This is a genomic window from Streptomyces sp. NPDC017676, from assembly GCF_044329325.1.
GTDB lineage: Bacteria > Actinomycetota > Actinomycetes > Streptomycetales > Streptomycetaceae > Streptomyces.
Genome location: NZ_JBIRJA010000013.1, coordinates 13,896 through 35,611, shown reverse-complemented (window position 1 = coordinate 35,611; position 21,716 = coordinate 13,896). Strand labels below are relative to the sequence as shown.

Below are 21,716 nucleotides of genomic sequence, written 5' to 3'. Positions count from 1 at the left end.
GCCCGCGGAACCCCTGGGCCGGACCGCAGCCGAACGCGGCCGGCAGCTCCCGGAACCCGGGGGCCGGCCCCCGTGGAGCGATCAGCTCCAGACGTTCCCCTGGTTCTGCCCGCGCGCGCCCTGCTGTCCCATGCCGAACTGGGCGGCGAGGCCCTGCCCGATCACCGCGTTCTGCGGCGGCAGCAGCTCGCTGGGCTGCACCAGCGCGAAGCCGGTGCCCATGAAGCTCAGCTCCCAGCCCTCACCGGTGTTGCCGCGCCGGCGCCACACGCCGGAGGAGTGCGTCTGGGCCTGCATCTGCACGCGCAGCCCGGTGGACCAGGCCACGATCGCGTCGGCGTCGCAGTTGACGTACCGGTCGGGAGTGACCTGCATCAGCAGCGGTGCCCCGGAGGTCATGAGGGCGACCCGGCCGCGCCCGGTGATGTTGAGCTGGTACTTCCCGGAGCCGGAGATGCCGTAGAGGCTGTCGACGGCGACGACCTCGTGGTGCAGCGAGGAGTCCATGGCGAGGACGTAGGAGCTGTCGACGGTCAGCCCGTCCTGCTCGACGTCCATGATGTGCACGTGCTGGGCGAGGTTGGCGAGGTAGACGGTGCCCTGACCGTGACAGCGCATCAGGTCCAGGCCCTCGCCGGTGCGCGCACGCGCGCGTGCCTGGCCGTTGCTGCGGTACTCGGCGTCGAACTCGACCAGGCCCTGGTAGGCGACCATGGTGCCCTTGCGGGCGAGCAGGTCGTCGTGGCCCTCCAGGGTGACCCGGAGCATCTGCGCGTTCTGGAGGCTCCAGCGCTCTTGCGTCTGGACGTCGTTGTGCGCGAAAAGCGGGCTCTGCATGGTGTTCTGGCTCCCCCTCAGCCCCGGAACCGGAGGCGGTCGGTGCTGTCCTCGCTGGGCTGGACGACGACGATGCCCTGGCCGGAGAAGGCCATCTGGTAGGCCTCGCCGCTGCCCCGGCCGATGAGCGACTGGGCCTTGAAGCTGCGCTTGCCCTTCACCTTGAGGTTCGGCGACCAGGCGACGAGCGCGTCCGGGTCGACGTACGTCTCGTCCTCGCCGCCGCCGCAGTCCACGACGATCGGCTTGCCCCGGGAGGTCAGCGCGACCCAGCCCTGCCCGGAGATCTTCGTGTTCCAAAGGCCCTGCCCGGCGAACTTCGCGAGCCCCTTCACGCGCTCCACGCCCCAGGTGAGGTGCGCGTCGAAGGCGAGCAGGTTGGTGGCGTTGACGGAGATGCCGTCGCCGTTGAGGTTGATCACGACGACGTCGGCGCCGTAGTCGGCGAGGTAGAGCAAGCCGTCGCCGGAGCACTTCATCAGCGGCGCCCCCTCGCCGGTGACCCAGTCGCGGGCGATCTGGCGGACGGCGGGCGGGTTGGGCTCGTACTGGATGAAGCCTTCGTAGGCGACCATCGACCCCACGCGCGCGAGGAGGTCGTTCCCGGTCTGGAGGGCGACCTTCAGCATGTGGTTGCCGTGGTTCTCCATACGGGCGGTGACGGGTGCGGGGGCGAAGCCCGCGAGCGGCTGGTTCATGACGGGCTCCCTCTAGACCTCGTAGGGCTGGACGACGATGAAGTTGCCGGGCGCGCCCCGGAACTGGAGGTTGACGCTCTCGCCGGTGTCGCCCGGGTAGGCGTTGCGGCGCATGCGGACCTGGCTGGAGACGATCACCTGGGAGGCGGCCGACCAGGCGACGACGGCGTTGCAGTCGGCGAAGGTGGTCGGCGTGACCGGCAGCACCACGGGCGTGCCGTGCGTCTTGACGACGATCGTGCCGGTGCCCTGGAACTGCATGGTGAACAGCGCGCCGCCGGGGATGCCGTGGCCCTCGATGCGGCGGACCTCGTACTGGAGGCTCTCGTCGAACGCGAGGACGTTCTCCGCGGAGACGCAGATGGCGTCGCCCTGGAGCTCGACGGGGTGCAGGTGGGTGGAGTTCTCGGCGAGGAACACCTGGCCCTGGCCGGTGCAGCGCATCAGCTGCATCTCCTGGCCGGTGGCGTTGCCGACGATCCGCCCGGCGAACCCGGCGCCCTTGTAGCTGAAGTCGACCTTGCCCTGGTAGAGCACCATGCTGCCCTGCTTTGCCAGCACGGGCTGGCCGCCGATACCGAGGTCGACGCGGATCAGCTTCTTGTTCTGCTGGGTCCAGCGCTGCCCGGTCGGCGTCTCCTTGAACGCCTGGAGCGCGGCCGTCACACCGGCACCGCCCTGGGGCGCGCCCTGCGGCACTCCGTACGGGGCGGGCTGCTGGCCGGGGACCTGTCCGTAGCCCGGGGGCATGGGCGGGGTCGGCTGGCCGCCGTAGGGGGCGGGCTGCTGGCCGTATCCGGGGGGCATCGGCGCACCGGGCTGGCCGCCGTACGACGGCTGCTGCGGCGGCTGGCCGTAGGGCGCGGGGGCGGGGGCCGGCAGCGGGACGGTGCCGCCTCCGGGCGGGGTCAGGGGGGCGACGACCGTCGGCGCGGCGTGCACGTTCGGGCCGGGCGCCGGGGCCGGGGGCGGGGTGTGGCCGGGCGGTGGGGCGAAGCCCTGCGGGGCCGGCGCCGGGGCGGGTGCGGGGGCCGGAGCGGGTGCGGGAGCCGGGGCCGGGGCGCCGAACGCGGGCGGGGGCGTGGTCTGGGCGGGCGGGGCGAAGCCCGGGGCCGCGCCGGACTGGGGCTGCTGCGGGGTGGCAGGCGCCTCCTCCTCCAGCACCTCGCCGCCGAAGTTCTTCAGCAGCGCCTCCAGACCGCCGTCGAAGCCCTGCCCGACGGCGGCGAACCGCCACCCGTCCTTGAAGTAGAAGTCACCGAGCATCACGGCTCGCTCGGTGGAGAACTCCGCGCCGCTGAAGGAGTACCGCGCGACCTCCTCGCCGCCCGCCACGATGCGCAGGTATCCGGGAGCGATCTGGGACATCTGACCGGCGCCGTCGAGGGTCGCCGTGAAGGACAGCTTGCGGATGTGCGAGGGGATCCGGTCGAGCGTGACCCGGAACGACTCCGTGTCACCCGCCTGGGCACCCAGCAGCTGGATGGACTCCTCCGGGGACTTCGGCTGGTTGAAGAAGACGAAGTACCGGTCGTCCGAGAGACGCTCGTCGGCGTCCAGACCGAAGCAGCTGATGTCGAAGGTCAGTCCGGGACCGGAGATCTGCACGCCTACGTACAGATCCGTGCCCGCGGTGAGGTCACTGATCCTGGCCTTGTGGCCGCGTTGGAATTCCCTGGCCATGCGTTACGACCGTCCCCCATCCCGAATGTGAGTGCGTCGCGCCAGGCTAACGGCAAAGACCGACAGCGACCCCCGAGGGTGCGGGTCGGTACAGACCCGGTACACAACCGCACCCGGCCGCTCACACGGAAGGCGCCCGGCGCGCGGGGCCACCCCCGGTCACCCCGGGAAGACGCCGGACGCCCGCAGTCCGCTCAGGCCTCCTGCTCATCGCTCGCGCCCGGTACATGCGGCAGCCGGGCGGCGGCGACCACCCCTTCGAGGTAGCCGCGGGCCCGCTCGGTGCGCGGATAGGCATCCAGCAGCCGCCAGAAGTCGGGACCGTGGCCGGGGACGAGCAGATGCGCCAGCTCGTGGCAGAGCACGTAGTCGACGACGTACTCCGGCATCCCCCGCAACCGGTGCGACAGCCTGATGCTGCCCTCGGCCGGGGTGCACGAACCCCAGCGGGTGTTCTGGTTGGTGACCCAGCGCACGGAGGCCGGCCGTGCCCGGCCGCCGAAGTACTGGGCGGACAGCCGCTCGGCACGCTCGGCCAGCTCGGCGTCGCCCAGCAGCCGCTTGCTCTCCTGGGCGGCGAGCTTGTCGAGCATGACGGTGACCCAGCGCTGCTCCTCCGCCTTCGACATCCGGGCGGGGATCAGTACGACGGTGCGGTCGCCCTCACGGTACGCGGAGACCGTCCGGCGGCGCCGGGCGCTCCTGCGGACCTCGATCGCGCTCGTCCCCGAGCCGCGGGGCGGCTGGCTCGTCGTACTGCGCTGTGGTTCACCGGCGCGGTGCAGTGGGTCGGCGGGCACGCCCCGACGTTACCCGCTGGACCGGGGCAAAGTCCCGGCCCGGGGACGGTTCCCTCCGGATCCCCCACCATGTGTTTGATTCGTACGACCGAATCGTCCATCCTTTTTGCACCACTTCACCCCGTCTGATTGATATGAAGAACACCCCCACCCTGTGGATAACTCCCGCTGCCCCGACCACCGCCCAGGCATGCTGGCCCAGACACGCATTCACGGACACGGGGGGACAGTCATGCATCCGGTGGTGAAGCCCGCGCTCCGGCGCGGCTGGCGCGACCGCAACACCGTGCAGTTCGGGATGACCCCGGCGCACGCCCTGACCCTGGGCCCCGTCGCCACGGCGACCGGCAGCTTCCTGGACCTGCTCGACGGCACGCGCGGACTGCCGCTGCTGCGCGAGGAGGGCCGCCGGGCGGACGTGCCGGCCGACCACGTCGACGCGCTGGTGGAGCGGCTGGCCCGCGCGGGCCTCCTCGACGACGCACGCGGCGGCGGACCGGCCGCCGACACACTGCGGGAGAAGACGGACGTCCTCGAACGGCTGCGCCCCGACCTCGCCTCACTGTCCCTCCTCACCCCCGAGCCGGGCGGCGCGCTGGCCCGGCTCGCGGCCCGGCGCGCGCTGCGCGTCCGGGTGCGCGGCGGGGGCCGGGTCGGCGCCCTCCTCGCGTCCGCGCTGTCGGGCGCCGGCGTCGGCGAGGTCGACGTGTGCGACGTGGGCCGGGTGGAGCCGTGGGACGTGGCACCGGGCGGGTTGACCGCCGAGTCGCTGGGCGACCGCCGGGACGCGGCGGCCCGGGCCGCCGTCCGCCGCGCCGCACCGGACCGCCCACCGCGCCACGCGCACTCCCCCGGTTCCGGCGCCGAGGAGCCCGGCCTCTCCCTGGTGATCTTCGCGCCCCGCGACGATGTCGCCGTGCACGCCCCGGACCCGTTCGCCGCCGAACCCCTGATGGCCACCGGCACCCCTCATCTCTACGCCGGGGTCGTGGAGGGCACCGGTGTCGTCGGCCCGCTCGTCCTGCCCGGCGAGTCGGGCTGCGCCGGCTGCCTGGACCGGGACCGCACGGACCGGGACCCGGCCTGGCCCCGTCTGGTCACCCAGTGGCGGTCCGGAAGGTCCCGCCGGATCGGCGCCTGCGATCTGACCCTGGCCACGGCGGTGGCCGGTCTCGCCGCGGCGCACGCCCTGGCCTTCCTCGACGGGGGGTCACCGTCCGCCACGGGTACTCGCTGGGAGGTGTCCCTGCCCGGTCTGGAATGGCGCGCCCGGCCGGTCCGGCCGCATCCGGAATGCGCGTGCGGGGCGGCCGGGAGACAGAAACGGGAGCACTCCGCAACCGATGGCGGGACGCGCGCGACAATGGCGGTGCAACGGCCGTCGACGAAGCGGCGACGCGAAGCAGGCGCGGCACGGCCGACTGGGACCTGGAGGGCGCATGTCTGATCTTCCCCGGAAGGCGGTCACCCGTACCGCCAAGCTCGCCGCGCTCCCGCTCGGCTTCGCCGGCCGGGCGACCTGGGGGCTGGGCAAGCGGATCGTGGGCGAGTCCGCGGAGATCGTCGGCCGCGAGCTGCAACAGCGCACGGCGGAGCAACTGTTCAAGGTGCTCGGCGAGCTGAAGGGCGGCGCCATGAAGTTCGGGCAGGCACTGTCCGTCTTCGAGTCGGCGCTGCCGGAGGAGATCGCCGGCCCCTACCGCGCGGCCCTGACCAAGCTCCAGGAGGCCGCCCCGCCGATGCCGACCCGCACCGTGCACGCGGTGCTCCAGGAGCGGCTCGGCCCGGACTGGCGCGACCTCTTCGAGGAGTTCGAGGACAAGCCGGCCGCCGCGGCCTCGATCGGCCAGGTGCACCGGGCGGTGTGGCACGACGGCCGTGAGGTGGCGGTCAAGGTGCAGTACCCGGGCGCGGGTGAGGCACTGCTCTCCGACCTCGGTCAACTCAGCCGGTTCTCCCGGCTGTTGGGTCCGCTCATCCCGGGCATGGACATCAAGCCGCTGATCGCGGAGCTGAGGGACCGCGTCTCGGAGGAGCTGGACTACGGGCTGGAGGCCCAGGCGCAGAGCGTCCACGCGGAGGAGTTCACGGACGACCCGGACGTGGTCGTCCCGGCGGTGGTGCACCAGTGCGACCAGGTGCTGGTGACCGAATGGATCGACGGCATCCCACTGTCCGAGGTCATCGCGGACGGCACCCAGGAGCAGCGCGACCGGGCCGGCCAGCTCCTGGCCCGCTTCCTCTTCTCCGGCCCGGCCCGCACCGGCCTGCTGCACGCCGACCCCCATCCGGGCAACTTCCGTCTGCTGCCCGGCGGCCCGGACGGCCCGGACGACTGGCGGCTGGGAGTGCTGGACTTCGGCACCGTCGACCGGCTCCCCGGCGGTCTGCCGGCCCCGATCGGCATCTCGCTGCGGATGACGCTGGACGGGGAGGCGGAGACGGTCTACGAGCTGCTGTGCGCAGAGGGCTTCGTGAAGGAGACCGTCGAGCTGGACCCGGACGCGGTCCTCGACTATCTGCTGCCGATCATCGAGCCGGCCCGCGTGGAGGCGTTCACCTTCACCCGCTCCTGGATGCGCAGCCAGGCCGCCCGCATCGCCGACCCCCGCTCCCCCGCCTACCAGCTCGGCAAGCGGCTCAACCTGCCGCCGGCCTATCTGCTGATACACCGGGTGACCCTCAGCACGATCGGGGTCCTGTGCCAACTGGGCGCCACGGTACGCCTCCGCGACGAACTGGAGGAATGGCTCCCGGGCTTCGCCGCCGACGCGCCCGGGGACACCGGCACCGACGAGGAGGAGTCGGCGGAAGGGGCCTGATCGGCGTGCCTTGAGTTCTTGGGGGCGGGGTGGGGGGAGGGGGCGGGGGGAGGGCCCCGGAGAAGGGATCTCACCACCAGGCCGAGTCCAGCCGTCCCTCGATCGCCCGGAGGTTCTCCCGGGAGCAGGCGTCGCAGAAGTACTGGCGGACGCCGTTCTCCACGGAGCAGGTCCAGGTGGCCGGCTGGGGGCCGTCGGCGGGGGTGCCGCAGCGGGCGCACACCAGGCGGCGGCGCTCCGCGGTGGAGCCGCCCTGATCACTTCCGCCGGGAAGACTCGTCACCCGGTGACGATAACCCCGTGGCCGGCGGATCGTCGTGCGCAACGCACCGCGGGGGCCGGTCCGTTCGGCCGGACCGGCCCCCGCGGGGAGGCTTCGCCTCCCTGCTCCGGGAGGCCACCGCTGCTCAGGTGGGTTCGTTACTGCATGACGGCCATGGCGAGCGCGCGGCGGGCGCGCAGCGAGGCGCGCTCGGCTCGGCGCTGCATCCGCTGGGCGACCGCCAGGCGCACGGCCCGGCGTTCGCGCGCGGCGTCATGGAGTCGCTCGTGCATATGCGCACGAGCCAGGGCTTCTTGCATGAGTTGCATCTCACGGTTCCTGTTCTGGCGCGCTTCGGTGGCGCCGGTGGTGGTGAAGTCTGTGGTCGCGGAGCCGGCGGGCTCGCTGGTGGACGGCTTCATCGGGGCCTGCTTCTTGGGGTCGTGCGTGAGGGGGCGGTCGATCGTTCCTGCGGTGTTCATGCCGTGACCGGGTTCTTCCGCGGGCGACCACGGGGCCGCTTCCGGGCGACGACGACGCCCTGGACGAACAGCTCGCCTCCCCAGACGCCCCAGGGCTCGCGCCGCACCTTGGCGCCGGCGAGGCAGGCCTCCATCAGCGGGCAGGTGCGGCAGAGGGACTTGGCGTACTCCACGTCCGCGGGCGACTCGGCGAAGAAGACCTCCGGGTCGTAGGAGCGGCAGGGGACGGGTACGCCGAGGTTCTCGATGGCTTCGTCGAGCGCGGTGAGCGCGGTGAGGGGGGTCAAGGTGGAGTCCTCCGTGAGGCCGGGCGGGGGGATCGTTTGCGAGGGCGGTACGGACGGGGCGTGCGCTTCGAGTTGCACGGGTGGTTTTCCTCGTCTGGTCGGTCCGGCCGGTTGACCGGGTGTCGGCTGGGTACCGGGTTCTCTTCCTGTCCCGAGGCCCCTTCGCTCCGTCGTCCCCGTTCGGGGAAAACAGAAGGGCCGCGGATCCCGGATGGGGTTCCGCGGCCCTGAAGGCGCCGGCCTGATCGGCGATCAGGCTGGATCACTCCAGGGTTCTGGCCCACGGAAGGCCCACATCAGGTGGTGCTGCGTCGTCTGCTTCCGGAATCCGGCACCGGCCGCCGCAAAGGCATAGGCGTGCGCCTGTGCCGCTACTGCTTCCAGTGCCTTGGTCGGTCGCTCATTGCGCTCACGGATGGGAAGAACCGCGAGGGCAGGGGAGGACGCCGGACGCACGGCACGGATGCCGGACAGACCGGTGCCCTGGTTCGAGGCGCCGAGCATGCACGTGGAGACGGTCGAGCGATCGGTCAGTTTGGCCGTGCTGACGGTGGTGCTGGTGTTGATGCTGATCACTGGACTCGCCTCCTCTCGGCGTCTCAAGGGACCGGGGTGAACCGGTCCCGTTCGGATATGCAAGTACATCACGGAACCCGGGCCTTGGAGAAGGCCGCTGCTTCCGTGCCTAGAACCTATGGGGATTCGCGGGGCATGCGCAAACTATTTTTTCGACGAGTTGGCATCAGTCGCTTCCGCCGTCTCCACCGGGTTCTTGACCTGCGCATATGGCCAGAACGTCGGCTCCGTAGCTGCGCAGCTTGCGGTTGAGGACGCCAGGGATGCGGGCGAGCTCGGCGGGGCTCTCCGGGCACGCCTCCGCGATGGCCATCAGCGTCCGGTCGGTGAAGACGCAGAAGTCGGGCTGGCCGCTGCGCTCGGCCTGTACCGCGCGCCATTCCCGGAGCCGCTCGTAGAGCCCTTCGTCCATGTCCGAGGGGCAGTCCTCGCAGCGCATCAGCTTCATCTCGCCCGCGTCGGTGAGCGTGCGGCCGCAGACGCGGCAGCGGGCGGGGGTGCGCTGGGTGCGCCGGGGGGTGACGGGGGTGCTCGCGGTGGTCCCTCGTTCGACGCCCGCGCCCGTGCCGGCGCCGGTGCGGCCGACGGTGGGGGTGGTGCCGGGGCGCAGCCCGTCGAGGAAGCGGCTCGGCCGTCGGTTGGGGCGTCCGCCGGGTGAGCGGGACAGGGCCCAGGACAGATGGAGGCGTTCCCGGGCGCGGGTCACGCCGACGTAGAGGAGCCGGCGTTCCTCCTCGATCTGCTCGTCGGTGCGGGCGTAGGTGATGGGGAGCATGCCCTCGGCGATGCCGACCAGGAAGACGACGTCCCACTCCAGGCCCTTTGCGGCGTGCAGGGAGGCCAGGGTGACGCCCTGGACGGTGGGGGCGTGCTGGGCGTTGGCCCGTTCGTCCAGTTCCGCCACGAAGTCGGCGAGGGTGACTCCGGGTCGGGCCGCGGCGAGGTCGTGGGCGAGGTTGACGAGGGCGGCCAGGGATTCCCAGCGCTCCCTGACGGCGCCGGAGCCGGCCGGGGGTTCGCTGGTCCAGCCCTCTCCGGAGAGGACGGCGCGCACCTGGGAGGGCAGGTCCACGGCGTCGTCGAGGAGGGAGTCGTTGCCGCCGAAGCGGGCGGCGCCGCGCAGGGCGATGCCGGCCTTGCGGACCTCGGGCCGGTCGAAGAAGCGCTCTGCGCCGCGGAGCTGGTAGGGCACGCCGACGTCGGCGAGCGCCTGTTCGTAGGTCTCGGACTGGGAGTTGGTGCGGAACAGGACGGCGATCTCGGCGGCCGGGACGCCCGCGTCGATCAGCTCGCGGATGCGGCGGGCGGCGCCCTCGGCCTCGGCGGGCTCGTCGGTGTACTCGGTGTAGACGGGCTCGGGTCCCGTGGGGCGCTGGGAGACGAGTTCCAGCCGGTGGCCGGCGGCGCGGCCCCGGGCCTGGGCGAGCAGGCCGTTGGCGAGGTGGACGATCTGGGGGCTGGAGCGGTAGTCGCGGACCAGTTTGACGACGGTGGCGCCGGGGTGGCGGGCGCGGAAGTCGAGCAGGTGGTCGGGGGTTGCTCCCGTGAACGAGTAGATGGTCTGGCTGGCGTCACCGACGACGCACAGGTTGTCGCGGTCGCCGAGCCACAGGTCCAGCAGCCGCTGCTGGAGGGGGCTGACGTCCTGGTACTCGTCCACGACGAAGTGCTGGTACTGCGCGCGGACCTGTTCGGCGATGTCGTGCCGGTCCTGGAGGACGGCGACGGTGAGCAGCAGGACGTCCTCGAAGTCGATGACGGCGCGGTCGCGTTTGAGGTCCTCGTAGGCGGCGTAGAGGTGGGCGATCTCGGCCGGGTCGCGGGGGGTCTCTCGGCCGGCCTTCGCAGCCGCGTACGGGTAGTCGGCGGGGACGGTCTGGGTGACCTTGGACCATTCGATCTCGGCGGTCACGTCCCGCAGCTCGTTGCGGTCGAGCCGGGTGCCGAGGGCGGCGGCCGCGTCGGCGACGAGCTGGATCTTGCGGTCGACGAGCCGGGGCATGGAGCCACCGATCGCTTTCGGCCAGAAGTACTGGAGCTGGCGCAGGGCGGCGGAGTGGAAGGTGCGGGCCTGGACGCCCTGGGCGCCGAGCTGGCGCAGCCGGCCGCGCATCTCTCCGGCGGCGCGGTTGGTGAAGGTGACGGCGAGCACGCTGGACGGCTGGAGGATGCCGGCGCGCACCCCGTAGGCGATGCGGTGGGTGATCGCCCGGGTCTTGCCGGTGCCCGCTCCGGCCAGCACGCACACCGGACCGTGCAGGGAGGTGGCCACCTCGCGCTGCTCGGGGTCGAGCCCTTCGAGCACCGCGTCGGCCCCGCTCGGCGGAGCCGCGTGGGGAGAGCCACCGGTGCCCTGCGGGAAAAGGGTGGAATGCGTTGCTGCTGTCACACCGCCATGCTGCCAGGTCGCCCGGGACGGCTGTGCCGGTTGTCCACAGGCTGGGGCTCGCAGTCGTACTAATGCGGCAGGCGTCACAGCGGGGAGCGCAGGCCGGAGCCGGCGGGGCGGCCGCCCGGGGATCGGGGCCCGATCGCCGCGGGACCGGGGCGGGCCCGGTCGCCCGGAACTGGCGGGTCGGTCGCCCGGGGGCCGGGGCGGGCCGGGTCGCCCGGAACTGGCGGGTCGGTCGGCTGGGAACCGGGGCCTGGTCGCCGGAACCTGCGGCCCGGTGGCGTGGGAATGGGGGGCCGGTCCCTTACGTTCTCTCCCTGGACGACCTTTTCCGAGCTGCCTGAGGAGCGCGAGAGACATGCAGGGCACTGTGACGATGTACAGCACGACTTGGTGCGGTTACTGCCGGCGGCTGAAGAGCCAGCTGGACCGGGAGGGCATCGCCTACACCGAGATCAACATCGAGCAGGACCCCGAGTCCGCGGCCTTCGTGGAGAAGGCGAACGGAGGGAACCAGACCGTCCCGACCGTGCTCTTCGCGGACGGCTCCACCATGACGAACCCGTCGCTGGCCCAGGTCAAGCAGAAGCTCGCCGCGTAAGCGCGAGCCGCACCGAACGGCGGTTCCCGAGTCCGTGACCGGCTCGGGAGCCGCCGTTCGCCGTCTCAGACGAAGCTGCGGGTCGGCAGGGGCTTGCCGTACCACATCTCGATCAGGCGGGCCGCGATGGAGATGCCGTAGGGCGGCAGCACCTCGCCGGCCTCGAAGGCCGCGCGCAGCTCCTCGCGGGAGAACCAGCGGGCCTCGTGGATCTCGTCCCCGTCGACGTCGATCTCGGTGGAGGTGGCGCGGGCCATGAAGCCGAGCATCAGGCTGGACGGGAAGGGCCAGGGCTGGCTGGCGACGTACTCGACCGGGCCGACGGTGACGCCGACCTCCTCGCAGACCTCGCGGCGCACCGCCTGCTCGATGGACTCGCCGGGCTCCACGAACCCGGCGAGCGTGGAGAAGCGGCCCTCGGGCCAGTGGACCTGGCGGCCGAGCAGGATGCGGTCGTCCTCGTCGGTCACCGCCATGATCACGGCGGGGTCGGTGCGCGGGTAGTGCTCGGCGCCGCAGGCCGGGCAGCGGCGGATGTGGCCGGCGGCCGCGATGACCGTGCGCTCGCCGCAGCGGGAGCAGAAGCGGTGGGTGCGCTGCCAGTTCTCCAGGCCGACCGCGTGCACCATGAGCCCGACGTCGCGCGGCGACAGCAGCAGGCCGGCCTCGCGCAGCCCCGCCGGGCGCGCGGACTGGTCGATGCGGCCGGGCAGCGCGTCCTTCTGGAGCGCGAAGTAGCTGACCCCGTCCTCGTCGATGCCGAGGAAGTAGCGGTGCGCCTCGGTGAGCGGGGCCTCGAAGGACGGCGTCATGACGAGTTCGGTCCGGCCGTCCGGGGTCTCGTCGATGAGCACCTGGCCGCCGGAGACCACGAAACAGCGGGTCGTGGGGTGGCTCCACGCCGCCGCGAGCCAGGCCTCGTCCAGCCGGTGGTGGGCGGCGCGGTCGATGCCGCTCGGGGCGGTCAGTGAGATGGGTCGGTCGGCTGTGTGGTCGGTCCAGGTGGTCACGGGTGCTTCCAACTCCCCCAGTGCGGCGGTTCTTTCGGCGGGCGGTTCGGCGGGACGTAGGGCGGGAGGGCACCGGGCCGGGCGCGGCCGGGGCGACGGGACGGTCGGGGCGGTCCCTCCAGTGTGCCCCGCGCGCGGTGACCGGCCGTACGGCGCCGGCCGGTCAGGGTGCGGTACGCCAGTTGCCGGCGAGGTCACCCCACAGGTAGGCGCTGGTCTCGACGCCTTTGAGGAGGAGGTCCAGCTCGACCTTCTCGTTGGGTGCGTGCCAGCCGTCGGACGGGACGGAGATGCCCAGGAAGAGCACGGGAACGCCGAGGACTTCCTGGAGCTCGGCGGCGGGTCCGGAGCCGCCCTCCCGGGTGAAGCGGACCGGCTGCTGGAAGGCGCGGCCCATGGCGCGGGCCACGGACCGCAGCGCGGGGTGGTCGAGCGGGGTCAGGCACGGGCGTGTGGCCGGGCCGAAGTCGATCTCGTACCGGATCCCGGGGGGCACCTGCTCGGCGGCCCAGGCGCGGACGGCCTTCTCGATGTGGTCGGGGTCCTGGCCGGCGACCAGCCGGAAGGACAGCTTCACCATGGCCGTGGCGGGGATGATCGTCTTGCTGCCGGGGCCCTGGTAGCCGCCGCCCATGCCGTTGACCTCGGCGGTCGGGCGGGCCCAGATGCGCTCCAGGGTCGAGTAGCCGGCCTCGCCGTAGAGGGCGGCGGACCTGGCGGTGCGCAGCCAGCGCTCCTCGTCGAAGGGCAGTTCGGCGAAGAGTTCGCGCTCGCGGTCGGTGAGCTCGACGATGCCGTCGTAGAAGCCGGGGATCGCCACGCGCGCGTGCTCGTCGTGGAGGGCGGCGACCAGGCGGGCGGCGGCGGTGGCCGGGTTGGGCACGGCGCCGCCGAAGGAGCCGGAGTGGATGTCCTGGTCCGGACCGTACAGCCGGATCTCGCACTCGGCGAGGCCGCGCATGCCGGTGCACACGGTCGGGGTGTCCTCGGACCACATGCCGGTGTCGGAGACGATCACGGCGTCGGCGGCGAGGCGCCCGGCGCGCTGTTCCACCAGGGCCCGGAAGTGCGGGGAGCCGGACTCCTCCTCGCCCTCGATCAGCAGCTTGAGGTTGACGGCCGGCGCGGTGCGGCCGGTCGCGGCGAGGTGGGCGCGGACGCCGAGTGTGTGGAAGAACACCTGGCCCTTGTCGTCGGCCGCCCCGCGCGCGTAGAGGCGGTTGCCGCGGACGACCGGCTCGAAGGGGTCGCTGTCCCAGCCGTCCTCGCGGGCGGCGGGCTGCACGTCGTGGTGGCCGTAGACCAGGACCGTGGGTGCCTCGGGGTCGCCGGACGGCCATTCGGCGAAGACGGCGGGGGCCCCGGGGGTCTGCCAGACCTCGGCGGTCGGGAAGCCGGTCTCCGACAGCTTGGCGGCGAGCCATTCCGCGCTGTGCCGTACGTCGGGAGCGTGCTCGGGCTGGGCCGACACGGAGGGGATGCGCAGCCATGCGGCGAGGTCGTCGAGGAAGGCGGCGCGGTGCTGCTCGATGTACGTGCGGACGGCGCTGTCCGGGGTCTGGCTCATGCTCCCGAGCCTATCCGCCCGCGCCGGCATCCTCGGCGGGCGGTTCGTCACACTCAGCTCGCCTTCGGTGTGCGCTCCGTCTCACCTGTGAGCAGCCGCTCCAGAGCGGCCCGGTCCGGCAGGCCCTCGGGGCGTACGACCTCGCCGCTGCGCACGTACAGGAACGTGGCGGTGACCGACTCGGGCGGTATGCCCTGCTGCTCGGCCCAGGCCAGCCGGTACACGGCGAGCTGGAGCGGGTCGGCGGTGCCGGTGCGGCCGGTCTTCCAGTCGACGATCTCGTACGTCGCCTCGTCGCCGTCGCCGTGCCGGTAGACGGCGTCGATGCGTCCCCGGACGACGCGGCCGGCGAGGGTGAGCTGGAAGGGGGCTTCGACCCGGTACGGGGTGCGCCGGGCGTACTCGGTGCGTTCGAAGGCGTCCTTCAGGGCTTCCAGGTCGCGTTCGTCGGCGATCTCGGCGTCGCCGCCGGGCAGCTCGTCCGGTTCCAGCAGGGGCAGGGTCAGCTCCTCGAAGCGGGTTTCCACCCAGGCGTGGAACCGGGTGCCCCGGCGTGCGGCCGGTTGCGGGGGGCGTGGCATGGGGCGCGCGAGTTCCTGCGCGAGCCCGTCCGGGTCCTCGGCGAGCCGCAGCAGCTGGGTGGCGGTGAGCGTGGTGGGCAGGGGGACCTCGGTGACGGTCTGCCGGGCGCGTAGCAGCTCTCCGGTGAGCGCGTCCAGGTCACGGTCCCAGGAGGCGATGGTGCGAGCCTCCTCCGGGGTGAGGGCGGCGGCGGGTGGTGCGACGGCGCGGGGTCCGTCCTGCGGGGCGGGCGCCTGGTGCGGGACGGTGGGCCGTTCGGTGTTCCAGGCGTCCTGGCCGAAGGGCTCACCACCGAAGGCGTCACCGTCGAAGGGGTCGCCGGCGAACGCGTCACCGTCGAAGGGGTCCTCGTCGAAGGCGCCGATGGGATCGTCACCGAACGGATCGTCGTGCGGAAGATCCTCTTCATGAGGCAGGTCCGCGTACGGCTCCTCGTCGTACGGTCCGACGCCGTACGGGTCGTCACCGTGCGGGTGGTCACCGTACGGGTGGTCGCCGTACGGCTCGTCCTCCGGTGGCGCGGGCCAGTCCGGGTCCTCGGCACCGGCGGGGTCGTGCAGGGCCGGCCGGCGCCCGTCGGCAGGCCCGGCGGCGACGGCGTCCAGGTGGGCGAGGACGGTCTCCGCGGCGGCGCGACGGCGGGCCAGGGCGGCGGCGTCCAGCGGGAGCGGCCACACCTGGTCGGCGGTGGCCGCGTGCAGGGCAGGGTTCTCCTCGTCCTCGGCGGGCGGGTCCGCCCACACCTCGATCTCGCCGTACCCGGCGGCGCAGTGGTCGTACAGGGCCTGGAGGAAGTCCGACGGGCCGCGCGGCTTCTTCTGGCTGGGCCCCCACCAGTGGCCGGAGCCGAGCAGCAGTGAGCGGGGGCGGGTGAAGGTGACGTAGCCGAGGCGGAGCTCCTCGGTGTGCTGGTGCTCCTTCATGGCCTCGTGGAAGGCCTTCATGCCGCGCGAGTCCCAGGAGTCCACGTCGGGCAGGGTGTCGGTGTCCCCGCGCAGGGCGTGCGGCAGCACCTTGGCCTGCGCGGTCCACTTCTCGCGGCCCTGGGCGCTGGGGAACGTGCCGGTCACGAGGCCGGGAACGGCCACGACGTCCCATTCCAGGCCCTTGGACTTGTGCGCGGTGAGCACCTTGACGGTGTTCTCGCCGCCGGGCAGGGCGTTGTCGAGGCCCTTCTCGTACTGGGCGGCGGTACGCAGGAAGCCGAGGAAGGCCAGCAGGGTGGCCTCGCTGTCGCTCGCGGCGAAGGAGGCGGCGATGTCCAGGAAGTTGGACAGGGTCTCGCGACGGCGGGCGGCGAGCGCGTGCGGGGACGCCGACAGCTCCACCTCCAGGCCGGTGACGGCGAGGACGCGGTGCAGGACGTCCATCAGCGGGTCGGACAGCGAGCGGCGCAGGTCGCGCAGCTCGGCGGCGAGCCGGGCGAAGCGCACGCGCGCGTCCGGGGAGAACGGCAGCCCGTCGTCGTCGCCCTTCTCCATGGGCGCTTCCAGGAAGGTGTCCAGGGCGTCCGCGAGCGAGATCACCTCGGACGGGTCGACGCCCTCCACGGCCTCGGCGAGCCGGCGGTCCGGGTCGTCGGTGCCGTCCACGCGCGCGTGGGCGACCAGCAGCCGGGCGCGGCGGCCCAGCAGGGCGAGGTCGCGGGGGCCGATGCGCCAGCGCGGTCCGGTCAGCAGGCGCACCAGGGCGGCGTTGGCGCCGGGGTCCTGGAGGACCTCGCACACGGCGACGAGGTCAGCGATCTCGGGCAGGTGGAGCAGGCCGGAGAGGCCGACGACCTCCACGGGGATGTCACGGGCGACGAGGGCGCCCTGGATCACGGCGAAGTCGGTCGCGGTCCGGCACAGTACGGCGATCTCGCCGGGCGGGGTGCCGGTGCGCACGAGGTGGGCGAGGGAGTCGGCGATCCAGTCGATCTCCTCGGCATGGGTCGGCAGCAGGGCGCAGCGGACCGTGCCGTCGTACTCGGCGCCGGGGGCCGGGCGGAGGGCCTCCACGCCCGCGTGCATGGCGCGCAGAGGTGTGGCGAGGCCATTGGCGAGGTCGAGCAGGCGTCCGCCGCTGCGGCGGTTCTCGCTGAGCGCCTGCCGGGCGGCGGGGCTGCCGTCGGCGTGCGCGAAGTGGTCGGGGAAGTCGTCCAGGTTGGCGACGGAGGCGCCGCGCCAGCCGTAGATGGCCTGGCAGGGGTCGCCGACGGCGGTCACCGGGTGACCGGTGCCGCCGCCGAACAGGCCGGCGAGCAGGACGCGCTGTGCCACGGAGGTGTCCTGGTACTCGTCCAGGAGCACCACGCGGAACTCCTCGCGCAACAGGCGGCCCACCTCGGGGATGCCGGCGAGGCGGGCCGACAGGGCGATCTGGTCGCCGAAGTCGAGCAGGTCCCGCGCGCGCTTGGCGGCCCGGTAGCGCTGGACGAGCTCGGCGAGTTCCCGGCGGGCCGCGGCGGTCTCCGGGACCTTGCGCAGGTCGGCGTTGGTGAGCTTGGCCCCTTCCAGCGTGCGCAGCAGGCCGGTGTCCCAGGCGCGCAGTTCCTCCGGGTCGACGAGGTGTTCGGCGAGCTCGGAGTCGAGCGCGAGCAGGTCGCTGACGAGGTCGGCGAAGGAGCGGGTCAGCGCCGGGTACGGGCCCGGGGCCTCGCGCAGCACGCGCGCGGCGAGCTGGTAGCGGGTGGCGTCGGCCAGGAGGCGTGAGCTGGGCTCCAGGCCGAGCCGCAGGCCGTGGTCGGTGAGGAGGCGGCCGGCGAAGGAGTGGTACGTCGAGATGACCGGCTCGCCCGGAGGGTTGTCGGGGTCGATGACATCGGGGTCGGTGACGCCGGCCTTGATCAGGGCCTTGCGGACGCGTTCGGCCAGCTCGCCGGCGGCCTTGTTGGTGAAGGTCAGGCCGAGGACCTGTTCGGGGGCGACCTGTCCGGTGCCGACCAGCCAGACCACGCGGGCCGCCATCACGGTGGTCTTGCCCGACCCGGCACCGGCCACGATCACCTGCGGGGCGGGCGGCGCGGTGATGCAGGCCGTCTGCTCCGGGGTGAACGGGATGCCCAGGAGCTCCTTGAGCTGCTCGGGGTCGGTGATACGGGCGGACATGTCGGAAGAGGCTAGCGGCGGGGACTGACAATCGAGACCGGAGCGGTCGGCCGGAGCGGAAGAAGCGCAGGTCAGCGCCTGTGGTGCCGTACGTCACTCCGGTCAGGGGCGGGGCAGGCTTGCCAGGGGCCACGTCACTCCGGTCAGGGCCAGGGCAGGCTCGCCAGGGCCACGTCACCTCGGTCAGGCCACGTCACCCTGGCCAAGGCTGGGCACGCTCGTCAGGGCCACGTCCCGCGCCGGTCACGTGGGCTCGCGCTGCCGTCACGTGGGCTCGCGCTGCCGTCACGTGGGCTCGCGCCGCGGCCACGTCACTCGCGCCGCGGGCACGTCATCACTCGACCACGTGCCGTCCCTCCGGGCGCGCGCTGCACGACGCCCGGAACGCGCAGTGCGCGCAGTGCTGGCCGGCGCTCGGTGTGAACCGCTCGTCGAGGACCTTTCCGGCGGCGGTGGCCAGCAACTCGCCGACCCACTCCCCCGTCGGCGGCTCCTGGGTCTGCACCTTGGGCAGGCTGTCGCCCCCGTCACGCTTGGTGGCGCCCTGTCTGAGGTGGACCAGTTCGGCGCCGCCCGGCTCGGGGCGTACGCCGTCGAAGGCCGTGTCGACGGCGCCTTCGCGGACGGCGAGCTGGTAGACGGCGAGCTGGGGGTGGCGCTCCACCTCGCCCGCGGTGGGCGCCTGTTTGCCGGTCTTGAAGTCGACCACGTAGGCGCGGCCCTCGGCGTCCGTCTCCACGCGGTCCATCTGGCCGCGGATGCGGATCTGGTAGTCGCCCGCTTCCAGGGTGACGTCGAAGTCGTGCTCGCTCGCCACCGGTGTGCGGCCCGCCCGGTTCAGGACGTGCCAGTTGAGGAAGCGTTCGAGCGCCACGCGCGCGTTGTCCTTCTCCTGCCGCGACTTCCACGGCGCGTCGAAGGCCAGCGCGTTCCACACGGAGTCCAGGCGTTCCATGAGGACGTCGAGGTCGGCGGGGGTGCGGCCGGAGGCGACCTCGTCGGCGAGGACGTGGACGACGTTGCCGAAGCCCTGCGCGGTGGTCGCGGGGGCGTCCGCCTTCACCTCACGGCCGAGGAACCACTGCAACGCGCACGTGTTGGCGAGCTGGTCGAGGGCGCTGCCGGAGAGCACCACGGGCTCGTCCCGGTGGCGCAGCGGCACCTTGCTCTCGGTCGGCTCGAACATGCCCCACCAGCGGTAGGGGTGTGCGGAGGGCGCCAGCGGGCGGCCGTCCTCGTCGGCGAGCGCGGCGAGCCGGGCGAGCCGGCGGGCGGCGGCCTCCCGCAGCGCGGCCGACGCGCGCGGGTCGACCGTGGTCGCGCGCAGTTCGGCGACGAGCGCGGCGACGGACAGCGGCCGGCGCGGGCGTCCGGTGACGTCCCTCGGCTCGACGCCCAGCTCGGTGAGGAACCGGGACGGCTGGTCACCGTCGTCGGCCGGTGCCTTCACCGCGGTGACGACGAGGCGGTCACGCGCGCGTGTGGCGGCGACGTAGAACAGGCGGCGCTCCTCGGCGAGCAGCGCGCCGGGGGTGAGCGGCTCGGCGAGTCCGTCACGGCCGATGCGGTCGGCCTCCAGCAGCGAGCCGCGGCGGCGCAGATCGGGCCACAGTCCCTCCTGGACGCCGGCGACGACGACCAGCCGCCACTCCAGACCCTTGGCGCGGTGCGCGGTCATCACGCGGACGGCGTCCGGGCGTACCGCGCGGCGCGCGAGCGTGTCGGCGGCTATGTCCTCGGCCTCGATCTGCTCCAGGAAGTTCAGGGCGCCGCGGCCTCCGAAGCGCTCCTCCGCGCGCGCGGCGGTGGCGAACAGCGCGCACACGGCGTCCAGATCCCGGTCGGCGTTGCGGCCGGCCGCGCCACCGCGCCGGGCGGCCCGCTCCAGGCGTCCGGGCCACGGCGTCCCCTGCCACAGGTCCCACAGCGCCTCCTCGGCCGTACCGCCACCGGCGAGGCGCTCACGGGCCTTGCGGAGCAACGCGCCGAGGCGCTGTGCCCCGCGCGCGTACGCCGGGTCGTGCACGGCCAGGCGCTCGGGTTCGGCGAGCGCCCGGGCAAGCAGCTCGTCGGACGGGGGCGGCAGGGGGTTCCCGGCGGCCCTCTCCTCCTCGCGCAGGGCGCGCCCGAGGCGGCGCAGGTCGGCGGCGTCCATTCCGGCGAGCGGTGAGGTGAGCAGGGTGAGAGCGGTCTCGGTGTCCAGCCAGGAGGAGGCGTCCGGGGCCGGGTCCGCGGGGGCTTCGGCGCGATCTCCGGAGGCCTCGGCCCGTCCCCCGACAGCTTCGGCGCGGTCTGGGGAGACATCGGTGCGGCCTCCGGAGGCTTCGGCCCCTCCACCCTCCCCGGCGGCACCGGCGCGTTCCCCGGTGGCCTCTTCACCAGCCGGTTCACCCCCCTCCGAACCCCCGGCCGACTCCTCGTCCCGGTGTCGTGCCTCCGCCGTGGCCACCGCGCGGAGGGCCGTGAGCAGCGGTGCGACCGCGGGCTCGTGCCGCAGGGGCAGCTCGTCACCGTCGATGTCCAGGGGGACACCGGCGGCGGTGAGGGCCCGGCGGAGGGCCGGGAGACGAGAGCTCGCGCGCACCAGGACAGCCATGTCGCTCCAGGGGACGCCGTCCTCCAGGTGCGCGCGGCGCAGGATGTCCGCGATGTTGTCCACTTCCGCGCCGGGCGTCGGGTAGGTGTGGACCTCGACCCGGCCGCCGTCCCGTACGGCGGCCGGCTCCCGGTGGGCGCGGACCTTCTCGGCGGGCAGCCGGGACAGCGGCATGCGCTGGGTGATCAGACGGGTCGCGGCCAGCAGTGCGGCGCCGGAGCGGCGCGAGGTGCGCAGCACCGCCACGGGGGCGGGACGGCCGTCCGCGCGCCGGAAGGCGGCCGGGAAGTCGAGGATGCCGTTCACGTCGGCACCCCGGAAGGCGTAGATCGACTGGTCGGGGTCGCCGAAGGCGACCAGGGTGCGCCCCCCGCCCGCGAGCGCCCGCAGCAGCCGGACCTGGGCGGGGTCGGTGTCCTGGTACTCGTCGACGTACACGGCGTCGTACCGGGCCGCCAGCCCTGCCGCGGTCTCCGGGCGGCGGGCGAGCAGGACCGCGCGGTGGACCAGTTCCGCGTAGTCGAGCACGCCCTGGAGGTCGAGGGTGTCGAGGTACTCGGCGAGGAACGCGGCCGCCGCCCGCCAGTCGGGGCGGCCGATGCGGCGGGCGAAGGCGTCCAGGGCCTCCGGGCCGAGGCCCAGCTCCCGGCTGCGGGCGAGGACGGCACGGACCTCGTCGGCGAAGCCACGCGTGGTCAGGCAGGCGCGCAGTTCGTCCGGCCAGCGCACATGGGTCAGGCCGAGCCGCTCCAGCTCGGGCTGGCCGGCGAGCAGCTCCCGGACGGTGACGTCCTGCTCCGGGCCGGAGAGCAGACGCAGCGGCTCGGTGAACCGGCCGCTGTCCTGGTGGGCGCGGACCAGCGCGTAGCAGTACGAATGGAATGTGGTCGCCCTGGGGGCGCGGGCGGCGCCCATGCGCAGGGCCATGCGGTCGCGCAGGTCCACGGCGGCCTTGCGGCTGAAGGTGAGCACCAGGATGCGTTCGGGGTCGCCGCCCCGGGCGATCCGGGCGGCCACGGACTCGACCAGCGTGGTGGTCTTGCCGGTGCCGGGGCCGGCGAGGACGAGGAGTGGTCCGCTCCGGTGGTCAACCACGGCACGCTGTGCCGCGTCCAGACGAGGGGGGTCCACGACGGCCGGAGGGGTTCGGACCAGTCGGTAAGCGCCACGGCTCCCCTGCCGCACCGGTGGGTGCGGCGGGCGCCTGGTGGAGGAAGAGGAGCTCACGTGATGTGCCGGTCCTGGTGGTCGTGCTGGCGGGCGGGCGGTCACGCGCGCGAGGCGGTGGCCGCGGGATGAGGGGGACACGTGTTGCCGACGCTACGCCGCCGCTCCGGATGGAAGCAGGGCTTCCGCTTCTTCCCTCACGGCGCTCGGGTCACGCGAGTCCCACGTCTCACGAACGTACGGCATGCCACGGACGTCCCCCGTG

At 73.4% G+C, this 21,716-nt stretch carries 16 protein-coding genes; 3 read left to right on the top strand and 13 right to left on the bottom strand.

Going from position 1 to position 21,716, the window contains the following annotated elements:
- Nucleotides 1-81: 81 nt before the first annotated feature.
- From ACH4LD_RS27075 to ACH4LD_RS27060, 4 genes are all read right to left on the bottom strand, one after another.
- Complete coding sequence (locus ACH4LD_RS27075; protein WP_398056134.1) at nucleotides 82-837, bottom strand: AIM24 family protein; 756 nt, start codon at nucleotides 835-837, stop codon at nucleotides 82-84.
- A gap of 17 nt (nucleotides 838-854) precedes the next feature.
- A complete protein-coding gene (locus ACH4LD_RS27070; RefSeq protein WP_132788552.1) occupies nucleotides 855-1,535 on the bottom strand; it encodes an AIM24 family protein in 681 nt (226 codons plus the stop codon).
- Between the two features lie 12 nt (nucleotides 1,536-1,547).
- Nucleotides 1,548-3,218 (bottom strand): TerD family protein, encoded by a 1,671-nt coding sequence (locus ACH4LD_RS27065; protein WP_398056135.1) that lies wholly within the window; start codon nucleotides 3,216-3,218, stop codon nucleotides 1,548-1,550.
- 194 nt (nucleotides 3,219-3,412) lie between these two features.
- A complete protein-coding gene (locus tag ACH4LD_RS27060) occupies nucleotides 3,413-4,018 on the bottom strand; it encodes a M48 family metallopeptidase (RefSeq protein ID WP_398056136.1) in 606 nt (201 codons plus the stop codon).
- 232 nt (nucleotides 4,019-4,250) lie between these two features.
- On the opposite strand from ACH4LD_RS27060, the gene ACH4LD_RS27055 reads away from it, so the two are divergent.
- Together ACH4LD_RS27055 and ACH4LD_RS27050 are read left to right on the top strand one after the other, a co-directional pair.
- Nucleotides 4,251-5,465: a TOMM precursor leader peptide-binding protein gene (locus ACH4LD_RS27055; protein ID WP_398056137.1), complete on the top strand. Its 1,215-nt coding sequence runs from the start codon at nucleotides 4,251-4,253 to the stop codon at nucleotides 5,463-5,465.
- Nucleotides 5,458-6,840: an ABC1 kinase family protein gene (locus tag ACH4LD_RS27050; protein WP_398056138.1), complete on the top strand. Its 1,383-nt coding sequence runs from the start codon at nucleotides 5,458-5,460 to the stop codon at nucleotides 6,838-6,840. Before ACH4LD_RS27055 ends, ACH4LD_RS27050 begins: the two co-directional genes overlap by 8 nt.
- A gap of 70 nt (nucleotides 6,841-6,910) precedes the next feature.
- On the opposite strand, the gene ACH4LD_RS27045 is transcribed toward ACH4LD_RS27050, so the two are convergent.
- From ACH4LD_RS27045 to ACH4LD_RS27025, 5 genes are all read right to left on the bottom strand, one after another.
- On the bottom strand, nucleotides 6,911-7,123 hold the full coding sequence (locus tag ACH4LD_RS27045; RefSeq protein ID WP_148282094.1) for a hypothetical protein: 213 nt from the start codon (nucleotides 7,121-7,123) through the stop codon (nucleotides 6,911-6,913).
- Nucleotides 7,124-7,260: 137 nt separating this feature from the next.
- Nucleotides 7,261-7,584, bottom strand: coding sequence for a hypothetical protein (locus tag ACH4LD_RS27040; protein WP_014674859.1), 324 nt, complete (start codon nucleotides 7,582-7,584; stop codon nucleotides 7,261-7,263).
- The gene (locus tag ACH4LD_RS27035; RefSeq protein WP_398056139.1) at nucleotides 7,581-7,949 is read right to left on the bottom strand and encodes a WhiB family transcriptional regulator; all 369 of its coding nucleotides are present in this window, start codon (nucleotides 7,947-7,949) and stop codon (nucleotides 7,581-7,583) included. The genes ACH4LD_RS27040 and ACH4LD_RS27035 overlap by 4 nt, the downstream gene beginning before the upstream one ends.
- 174 nt (nucleotides 7,950-8,123) lie before the next feature.
- The gene (locus tag ACH4LD_RS27030) at nucleotides 8,124-8,447 is read right to left on the bottom strand and encodes a hypothetical protein (protein WP_103817701.1); all 324 of its coding nucleotides are present in this window, start codon (nucleotides 8,445-8,447) and stop codon (nucleotides 8,124-8,126) included.
- Between the two features lie 166 nt (nucleotides 8,448-8,613).
- On the bottom strand, nucleotides 8,614-10,923 hold the full coding sequence (locus ACH4LD_RS27025; protein ID WP_398056140.1) for an ATP-dependent DNA helicase UvrD2: 2,310 nt from the start codon (nucleotides 10,921-10,923) through the stop codon (nucleotides 8,614-8,616).
- Nucleotides 10,924-11,197: 274 nt separating this feature from the next.
- Here ACH4LD_RS27025 and ACH4LD_RS27020 point away from each other — a divergent pair, with 274 nt between their 5' ends.
- A complete protein-coding gene (locus ACH4LD_RS27020) occupies nucleotides 11,198-11,440 on the top strand; it encodes a mycoredoxin (protein WP_067300300.1) in 243 nt (80 codons plus the stop codon).
- Between the two features lie 65 nt (nucleotides 11,441-11,505).
- Here ACH4LD_RS27020 and nudC read toward each other — a convergent pair whose 3' ends face one another.
- From nudC to ACH4LD_RS27000, 4 genes are all read right to left on the bottom strand, one after another.
- A complete protein-coding gene (gene nudC, locus ACH4LD_RS27015; RefSeq protein ID WP_398056141.1) occupies nucleotides 11,506-12,450 on the bottom strand; it encodes an NAD(+) diphosphatase in 945 nt (314 codons plus the stop codon).
- A 163-nt stretch (nucleotides 12,451-12,613) separates the two neighbouring features.
- Nucleotides 12,614-14,017 carry a dipeptidase gene (locus tag ACH4LD_RS27010; protein ID WP_398056142.1) on the bottom strand — a complete coding sequence of 468 codons (1,404 nt, stop codon included), beginning with the start codon at nucleotides 14,015-14,017 and terminating at the stop codon, nucleotides 12,614-12,616.
- Nucleotides 14,018-14,070: 53 nt separating this feature from the next.
- Complete coding sequence (locus ACH4LD_RS27005) at nucleotides 14,071-17,688, bottom strand: UvrD-helicase domain-containing protein (protein ID WP_398056143.1); 3,618 nt, start codon at nucleotides 17,686-17,688, stop codon at nucleotides 14,071-14,073.
- A 334-nt stretch (nucleotides 17,689-18,022) separates the two neighbouring features.
- Nucleotides 18,023-21,511 (bottom strand): ATP-dependent helicase, encoded by a 3,489-nt coding sequence (locus ACH4LD_RS27000; protein ID WP_398056144.1) that lies wholly within the window; start codon nucleotides 21,509-21,511, stop codon nucleotides 18,023-18,025.
- Nucleotides 21,512-21,716: the final 205 nt, after the last annotated feature.